An 8,400-nucleotide genomic window follows, 5' to 3' on the forward strand; every position below is an offset into this window, starting at 1 on the left:
ATTAATTTATGTATCTATTTTCACAAAGGAAATCGCCTTTACTAATGCATTTGAACCGACTGAACCAATAAAGTAAGCTGCCCTGCCGGCCTGTATTTCTTAGCCATCGTAAAAAGTAAAAAATAGATTAAGTTTGCAACTTCAATATTCTGTTCAACAGATTCCTCCAATTAAACGAATTTTTTAAATCTAATTTTTTAAACACTTCAGCAATGGCCAAAAAAATTATTGGTATACACGAAAAACCATCTATCCTTGAAAGTATACCATTAAGTTTCCAGCATCTTACCGCTATGTTTGGCGCTACGATACTGGTTCCGATTTTATTAGGTGTGGACCCAGCTATTGCTTTATTGATGAATGGAATAGGGACTTTAATTTATACTTGGGTCACTAAAGGCGGTATTCCAGCATATCTAGGATCAAGTTTTGCATTTATCGCTCCCGCCTCCCTAATCATTAGCAGCTATGGTGGTTTTGGACATGCGCAATCTGGATTTATCTTTTTCGGGTTGTTCTTTGTTGCTATCTCGTTTGTAGTAAAAAAATGGGGAATAAAATGGATCGATGTTGTGATGCCTCCGGCAGTAATGGGCGGAGTCGTAGCAATTATTGGTTTAGAATTAGCTCCCGTTGCAGCGCAACAAGCGGGACTTGCTCCATGGCCAACAGAGATAGGCAGCGTTGTTGCCCCTTTTGTAGCGGACAGCAATGTTATCCTAGTTTCGATGTTTACTTTAGTTATAGGAATTATAGGAACTGTGCTGTTCAAAGGATTTATGCAAGTGATCCCAATTCTTTTTGCAGTGGTCGCAGGCTATTTTCTTGCCCTCTTCACGGGAATGGTGGACACTGGCAAAATCAGCGAGGCAGCCTGGTTTGCTCTACCTAAATTTCAAGCTCCCGTTTATGATTTAAATGCCATCATTATTATTGCTCCTGCCTGTATTGTGGTCTTAGCCGAGCACATCAGCCATTTGATAGTCACAGGAAAAATCACTAATACTGATCTAATGGAGAACCCAGGTCTTCACCGTTCCTTACTTGGTGATGGAATCAGTAATGTTTTATCGGGTATGGTGGGCTCACCTCCCAATACTACTTATGGTGAAAACATAGGTGTCATGGCCATCACTGGCGTGTATTCTGTTTGGGTAATTCGTGGGGCAGCCCTTTTGGCAATCGCTTTTTCGGTGATCGGAAAAATTTCTGCAGCCATATCTAGCATTCCGATTGCGGTAATGGGCGGAATCACGATGTTGCTGTATGGCGTAATTGCAGTACAAGGTTTCAGAATGTTTGTAGAGCAAAAAGTCGATTTCAGCAAAAGCCACATTATGGTCGTAGGTGCAATTACATTTATTGTTGGCGTCAGTGGCGCCAGAATAAACCTGGGAACTGTCCAGCTTAAAGGGATGGCTTTTGCAGCTATTGTTGGTGTTTCGCTGTCATTAATCTTCTGGCTGTTAAAGAAGGCTGACGTGATGAACGAGGAGGCATGATGCCTTGCTCCTTTTTTTATCCTCAATAAATAAGGAGGTTGTTTACTTCTTTAGCTTAATAGGCTCGTATAACTCCATAACCACAGAAATATCAAAACTAAAAACTATTAGTATCATTACTTAATTACATTCTTCATCGAAATTCCTTCTACATAATCAGCATCTACTGTTCTACTCTATGGAGCCCAAAGCGGACTATTCCTAACTAAAATCTACAATTCCATCATGTCAATATGCCTGTCGTGATAACCCAACAAATACAAAACACCATCCAATCCTAAACTGGAAATAGAACTTTCTGCGCTTTCTTTAACCGTCAACTTTGCGTGAAAAGCAATTCCTAAACCAGCCAAATTTAACATCGGTAAATCATTAGCTCCATCTCCAACAGCTATGGTTTGGTTGATGTGAATTCCTTCTCTTTCTGCTATCTCTTGTAAGTATTCGGCTTTCTTTGGACCATCCACAATTTCCCCCAGATATTTACCGGTTAATACGCCATCGATGATTTCTAATTCATTGGCATGAACATAATCAATCCCCAATTCTTTTTGCAGGTATTTACCAAAGAAGGTAAACCCTCCCGATAAAATAGCCGTTTTATAGCCGTAATATTTCAAGGCTTTCATCAAGCGGTGTGCTCCTTTTGTAAGGGGTAAATTTTCAGCCACACCTTGCAACACCTCTTCGCTTAAGCCTTCTAACAAAGCCATGCGTTGTTTAAAACTTTCTTTAAAATCAATTTCGCCATTCATCGCCGCTTCTGTTATGGCACGAACTTGTTCTCCTACACCCGCCAAATCAGCTAATTCATCAATAACTTCGGTTTGGATCAGCGTAGAGTCCATATCAAAACAAACCAAACGTCTGTTTCTTCGATACATATTGTCCTCTTGAAAAGAAATGTCTACATCCATAGATCTGGAAATTTCCATAAAACGTGCCGTCAGCAAAGCCTTACTTACAATGGTACCTGACACCGATAATTGCACACAAGATCGAGGATATTCTTCTTTAACTACAATCGAGGCTCTACTAGTTAATCTTTTTATCGAATCAATATTCAAATGTTGGTCGGACATTATTTTGGTTACCGCAGCTATTTGTTTAGCAGCTAGCGTCTCTCCCAGAATGTTAATGATATAGCGTTGTTTAGATTGTGTTTTCACCCAGCTTTCATAATCATCAATAGAAATAGGAACGAACTTTACTTTGATTCCTAATTCATATCCTTTAAACAATAGGTCTTTTAAAACGGGAGCAGAGGTCGAACCTGCTTCGATTTCGAACAAAATCCCTAAAGATAATGTTTCATGAATATCAGCTTGACCGATATCTAAAACAATCGCATTATAGTTAGCCAACACGGCAGTTAAGCCAGCAGTTACACCTGGTTTATCCTGTCCAGAAACCTTTAATAAAATAATCTCTTTATGTTCTGTTGTCATTTGATTCTTATTGTTTTAGAATGAACAAAAATCGGTAATCTATTTGTTTTTAAAAAAGAAACTCTTTTATTTTTTCAAACAATAACAAATAGTTCAATTTACCCATAAAAAAACCCGTTCAATTGAATGAACGGGCTTCTATTTTTGAGAAATCTGTAATTTATAAAAAACAACTTTTCAAGACTTTCTTAAAATTATAGTCAATATAAGTTATTTGAAATATTGCCTTTTTATACCCCAGCAAAGGATTACTTCAATTTATTGTCTAAACTTAGTAGATTTTGAAGGTTATTTCGAAATTAAAAAACTACAATTGTATTCGATTTTACCTTATAAAAGAAACTTATCGTTGCATTAAAAATGGCTTTTCAATAAGAATTATCAAGTACCTCTTTTTGAAAATTACACGAGTTATCTTTTATTTTACTCATCTACCCAATCCAAAAAAAATTCCCATCGCCTTTATCCAAAAGAGATGGGAATTTATAATTACAAGCTTAAAAATCTAGGAAGCAATTTCTAATCGCTTCAATAAATTCTTATTTAAAGCTTCATTTGCATAAGCTTCATCAATTTCTAATTTTTTATTTTCTGAACTTGGTAATTCATACATGGCATCCGTTAAGACCGCCTCACATAAAGAACGCAATCCACGAGCACCTAATTTATATTCTAATGCCTTACCAACAATGAAATCTAATGCTTCATCAGTGATTGAAAATTCAACCTCATCCATTAAAAACAATTTTTGATATTGTTTGATTAATGCATTTTTAGGCTGAGTTAATATCGCCCGAAGGGTCTCTCTGTCTAAAGGATCCATATGTGTCAATACCGGCAAACGACCAATAATTTCAGGAATCAATCCAAAATCCTTGATGTCTTTAGGGATGATATATTGCAACAAATTCTCTTTGTCAATATTATCCACATTTTTTGATGTAGAATATCCAACGGCTTGACGATTTAATCTTTTAGAAATAATTCTTTCGATTCCGTCAAAAGCGCCACCGGCAATAAACAAGATATTTTGGGTGTTTACCTCAACAAATTTTTGATCTGGGTGCTTACGGCCTCCTTTAGGTGGTACGTTAACAACCGTTCCTTCCAATAGTTTCAATAAAGCCTGTTGCACACCTTCTCCAGAAACATCACGTGTAATAGATGGGTTGTCGCTCTTACGGGCGATTTTGTCTATTTCGTCAATAAATACGATACCTCTTTCCGCTTTGGCAACATCGTAATCAGCTGCCTGAAGCAAACGTGTCAAGATACTCTCTACGTCTTCACCTACATAACCGGCCTCTGTTAATACGGTTGCATCAACAATGGCTAGTGGAACATCAAGCATTTTAGCAATAGTTTTAGCTACTAATGTCTTCCCTGTTCCAGTTTGTCCCACCATAATGATGTTACTTTTTTCAATCTCTACTTCATCATCCATTTGCTGCTGCATCAATCGCTTGTAGTGATTGTAAACTGCAACTGACATTACTTTTTTAGTTTGGTCTTGTCCTATTACATATTGATCAAGAAACGCTCTAATTTCTTTTGGTTTCTTTAAAATAAGATCCCCAGATAATTTTGAGCTTCCCGTTGATTTCAATTCTTCTAAAACAATACCATGTGCCTGCTCAATACATTTATCGCATATGTGCGCATCAATTCCAGCTATCAATAAACTAGTGTCTGGTTTTTTTCTTCCGCAAAATGAGCATTCTAATTTTTCTTTCGCCATCTTTTTATGTTAGAAGTTGGAAGTTAGAAGTTAGAGCTACTATTCGTGCCTCTAACTTCTAAAGTCGAACTTTTATTTAACTTCTTCTCAACACTTCATCAATCATTCCGTATTCTTTTGCTTCTTCAGCAATCATCCAATAGTCACGCTCACTATCTTTGTGCACTTTATCAAATGTTTGTCCTGAATGCTCAGAGATAATTTTATACAACTCATCTTTCAGTTTCAACATTTCACGCAAGTTGATTTCCATATCAGTCGCAACTCCCTGAGCTCCTCCTGATGGTTGGTGAATCATTACTCTTGAATGTGGCAAAGCAGAACGCTTTCCTGGCGCACCTGCGCACAATAATACCGCTCCCATTGAAGCTGCCATTCCTGTACAAATTGTAGCAACGTCTGGCTTGATGTATTGCATCGTGTCATAAATCCCTAATCCTGCGTAAACACTTCCTCCTGGAGAATTCAAATAAATCTGAATATCTTTTGAAGCATCAGCGCTTTCTAAGAATAGTAATTGTGCTTGAACAATATTTGCAATTTGGTCATCAATTCCTGTACCTAAAAAAATGATTCTGTCCATCATCAATCTGGAAAAAACATCTAATTGAGAAATATTCAATTGACGTTCTTCAATGATATAGGGAGTCATATTAGTAGGTGTCATTGCCGCTACGATTTTATCGTAATACATAGCATTTACTCCTTGATCTTTTGTAGCAAACTTTTTAAATTCTTTACCGTAGTTCATATTTTCTTGATTCTAAGTTTTATGTTATCTCTTGTCTTTTTACAATGCAAAGGTCATACCTCTTTGCAAATGATGCCAATATGTCTTCTTTTTAGCCCAGATAAAAGTGAAAAGCTTTTTAAAAGGGCTGACTATTTTTTGTTGGTAAAAAAAAGCGACCAGCGGAAGCTCTTTTTTTACCTTACAAAAAAGGCAGCACCAGAAAAACTTGTAACGAATAGCTGGACTAGCTCCTCAAATTAATTAAAATAAAAGAGCGCCAAAAAGAATTTCCTTTTGACGCTCAAATATAATCAATTTTTTAGAATTTATTCTCCGTAAGACATAGCAATAAATTCGTCATAAGTAACTTCTTTGGTTGTTGGATTTGCTTTTTCTTTAAACAATTCTAACAATTTCTCCGCTACAACTTGATCTGATAATTTTTTCACTTCGTCTTGGTTTGACAAAACGCGTGCTACAATTCCTTGAACTTCTTCGTCAGTAGGATTTGTTTGCCCGTATTGTGCCATTTGCGTTCTGATGTTTTTTGTAGTGAACGCTTTCAAGTCTTCAAAAGTGATTTTGATATCACTTTGAGCCATTGCTCTACCTTCAATCAATTGAAAACGCAATCCTTTTTCAGAACGTGCATACTCAACTTCTGCTTCTTCAGGAGATAATTTTTTCTCTCCTACAGTTTGCAACCATTTTTTAAGAAATTCTGTAGGCAAATCGAATTTTGTGCTTTCGATTAAGAACTCTGTAACATCTCCTAATAATTTTTGGTCTGCTTGTGTTGCAAATTGAGTTTCAGCATCTTCTTTGATCTTCGCTTTCAATTCGTCAATGGAAGCTACTGCTCCTTCACCAAAAAGCTTGTCAAACAACTCTTGATTCAATTCAGCTAATTCTGTTGTATTGATTTCTTCGATCGTGAAATCTACATCAACCTCTAATGTGTGCACTTCATCATGATCTACCTTTAAAAACTCCATCAATTGATGTGCATCTTCAAATAGATCTTTAGTATTTACAGTTACAACATCACCCACTTTTTTACCGATAAATTTATCAGCAGTCGCTTTGTCTTTGAAAAGATCCAAAGAGATTGTTGTTGCATTATTAATTCCTTTTTCTTCGTTTGTGAACGTCCCAGTTAAATCAGCACCTGCTACAACCGCTTCTTGAGGAACTGCAGTACCAAATTGTTTTTGGATGCGCTCTACTTGACCGTCGATTAATTTATCATCAGCAGTAACCATGTACTTCACGATGTCGTTTTTAGCCTCTAAGTCCAATACGAAATCTGGAACTAGTCCAATTTCATATTCAAAAACCAATTCTTCCTCATCCCAAGCAAAAGCTTCGTTTACTTTAGGAAGCGGAGTCCCTAGAAGGTTTAATCTCTCTGATTGTAAAAAACGTTCTAAAGCTAAATCAACCACTTTAGTCACTTCTTCTACTTTTATCGCTTTACCGTATTGCTTAGCAACAAGATCCTTAGGCACAGCTCCTTTTCTAAACCCTTTAACGGTCGCCAAAGGCATTTTTTCGTTTATTCTTTTTTGTACTTGACCTTTGTAATCCATGTGAACCACTGTTATTACAATCGTCTCGTTTACAGCGTCTAGTGCTACTCTTTTGATATCCATCTCGTCTTTACTTTACATTATAAATTCAGAGTGCAAAATTAATGAATTTTTGCAAGCCATCCAAGTTTTTTACCGCCGAACCTTCACGGTTGAATTGCAGTAGATTATGCAACTGAAAATCAAGGTTGTTTTGTTTGTTTTGGGCGTGTCCCGCCTCCGTTTTACTGCGGTGGGTCAGGCTGTTCGTTCCCGCTTTTATGTTTTTGCCCTGCGGGACAAACCATAAAGAGCTCCACTGCCATCCTTCACGCGGTCACTGCTAAATAGTATGTTTGTATTTTCTATAAATTATGAATCCGATAAAACTTCGTATTGTCGTTAGATGTAAATAAAGAGAACGAACTTTTAATAAGATTAATCGTTATATTTGGAGAAGTAAACAAAGTAACACCACGTTTCTTGAATAATCTTTTATTGATTAGTTAAACAAATGTGTGTATCGCTTGTGTATCAATAATCAATACTATTAATTTTAAATCAATATTCACTAACACTATGAAACACAAAATTAACTTTCTAACAATTCTATCATCATTGGTATTTGCTTCTTCATTTGGACAGACAAAATACATACAGTCGACTGACGGAAAAGTAATTGACACCTTAACGTATGCAAGCTTAAAGCAAGAACAGATTGAAAAGATAAAAGCTGTATTTCCTACCAAAAAGGTAGTTCTTAGAGATAATTTCAAAGAAATTAAACAAACAAAAGATAGCGTAATTTACTCCTACAAATGGGACATAAAAGTTACTGATGAAAAATCATCTTCGGACGATGAAAAATCATTTGATCCTGACAAATATCTAGATAAGCTCTTTAAATTGCCTTCTTTAAAGTCGATAGACAACAAAACAATTACTCTTGAAAGCTTAGTGGGAAAACCAACATTGATCAATTTTTGGTTTACAACTTGCGCGCCCTGTATTGAGGAAATGCCAGTTTTAAACAAAATTAGACGCCAACTCAAAGACAGTGTCAATTTTGTAGCTATCACCTATGAACCGACCATAAAGACAATTGAGTTTTTGAAAAAACATAAGTTTGATTTTATTCAAATTTCAAATGCAAAGGAATTCACGGACTCATTGAATATGCATGCATTTCCTGTAAATATTTTCCTAGACAAGAATGGAATTGTTAGGAAAGTGGAAAACGGAATTCCATACATTAAAAATGAAGACGGAAAATTAAAAATGGGAGACGGAAAAGAATTTGAAGCCGCTTTAAGAGACTTATTGTAACTAATAGCTTAAACCGTTAGCGCAGATTTGCAATCCGTGCCCGCAACAAAAAGACACGAGAAATTAAGCTAACGTTATACAGCAA

6 protein-coding genes are annotated in these 8,400 nt (G+C 36.2%); 2 read left to right on the forward strand and 4 right to left on the reverse strand.

Features of this window, described 5'->3' with window-relative positions; all coding sequences use genetic code 11:
- Positions 1 to 212: 212 nt before the first annotated feature.
- Positions 213 to 1,502 (forward strand): uracil permease, encoded by a 1,290-nt coding sequence (gene uraA, locus A3SG_RS0116480; RefSeq protein ID WP_016991108.1) that lies wholly within the window; start codon positions 213 to 215, stop codon positions 1,500 to 1,502.
- Between the two features lie 212 nt (positions 1,503 to 1,714).
- On the opposite strand, the gene serB is transcribed toward uraA, so the two are convergent.
- The 4 genes from serB to A3SG_RS0116505 all read right to left on the reverse strand — a co-directional run bounded on the left by serB (position 1,715) and on the right by A3SG_RS0116505 (position 7,073).
- Positions 1,715 to 2,950 (reverse strand): phosphoserine phosphatase SerB, encoded by a 1,236-nt coding sequence (gene serB / locus A3SG_RS0116485; protein WP_016991109.1) that lies wholly within the window; start codon positions 2,948 to 2,950, stop codon positions 1,715 to 1,717.
- Between the two features lie 505 nt (positions 2,951 to 3,455).
- A complete protein-coding gene (clpX, locus tag A3SG_RS0116490; RefSeq protein WP_016991110.1) occupies positions 3,456 to 4,688 on the reverse strand; it encodes an ATP-dependent Clp protease ATP-binding subunit ClpX in 1,233 nt (410 codons plus the stop codon).
- Between the two features lie 76 nt (positions 4,689 to 4,764).
- Positions 4,765 to 5,439, reverse strand: coding sequence for an ATP-dependent Clp endopeptidase proteolytic subunit ClpP (clpP, locus tag A3SG_RS0116495; RefSeq protein ID WP_016991111.1), 675 nt, complete (start codon positions 5,437 to 5,439; stop codon positions 4,765 to 4,767).
- Positions 5,440 to 5,747: 308 nt separating this feature from the next.
- A complete protein-coding gene (locus A3SG_RS0116505; protein ID WP_016991113.1) occupies positions 5,748 to 7,073 on the reverse strand; it encodes a trigger factor in 1,326 nt (441 codons plus the stop codon).
- A gap of 495 nt (positions 7,074 to 7,568) precedes the next feature.
- Here A3SG_RS0116505 and A3SG_RS0116510 point away from each other — a divergent pair, with 495 nt between their 5' ends.
- On the forward strand, positions 7,569 to 8,315 hold the full coding sequence (locus tag A3SG_RS0116510; protein WP_016991114.1) for a TlpA family protein disulfide reductase: 747 nt from the start codon (positions 7,569 to 7,571) through the stop codon (positions 8,313 to 8,315).
- Positions 8,316 to 8,400 lie beyond the last annotated feature (85 nt).

Origin of the sequence: Flavobacterium sp. ACAM 123 (assembly GCF_000264055.1) — a bacterium.
Lineage (GTDB): Bacteria > Bacteroidota > Bacteroidia > Flavobacteriales > Flavobacteriaceae > Flavobacterium.

What these genes read in the sequence shown, in the direction of transcription:
- clpX (WP_016991110.1), bottom strand. Translation starts at nt 4,688, where the DNA reads ATGGCGAAAGAAAAATTAGAATGCTCATTTTGCGGAAGAAAAAAACCA.
- A3SG_RS0116505 (WP_016991113.1), bottom strand. Translation starts at nt 7,073, where the DNA reads ATGGATATCAAAAGAGTAGCACTAGACGCTGTAAACGAGACGATTGTA.
- uraA (WP_016991108.1), top strand. Translation starts at nt 213, where the DNA reads ATGGCCAAAAAAATTATTGGTATACACGAAAAACCATCTATCCTTGAA.
- clpP (WP_016991111.1), bottom strand. Translation starts at nt 5,439, where the DNA reads ATGAACTACGGTAAAGAATTTAAAAAGTTTGCTACAAAAGATCAAGGA.
- serB (WP_016991109.1), bottom strand. Translation starts at nt 2,950, where the DNA reads ATGACAACAGAACATAAAGAGATTATTTTATTAAAGGTTTCTGGACAG.
- A3SG_RS0116510 (WP_016991114.1), top strand. Translation starts at nt 7,569, where the DNA reads ATGAAACACAAAATTAACTTTCTAACAATTCTATCATCATTGGTATTT.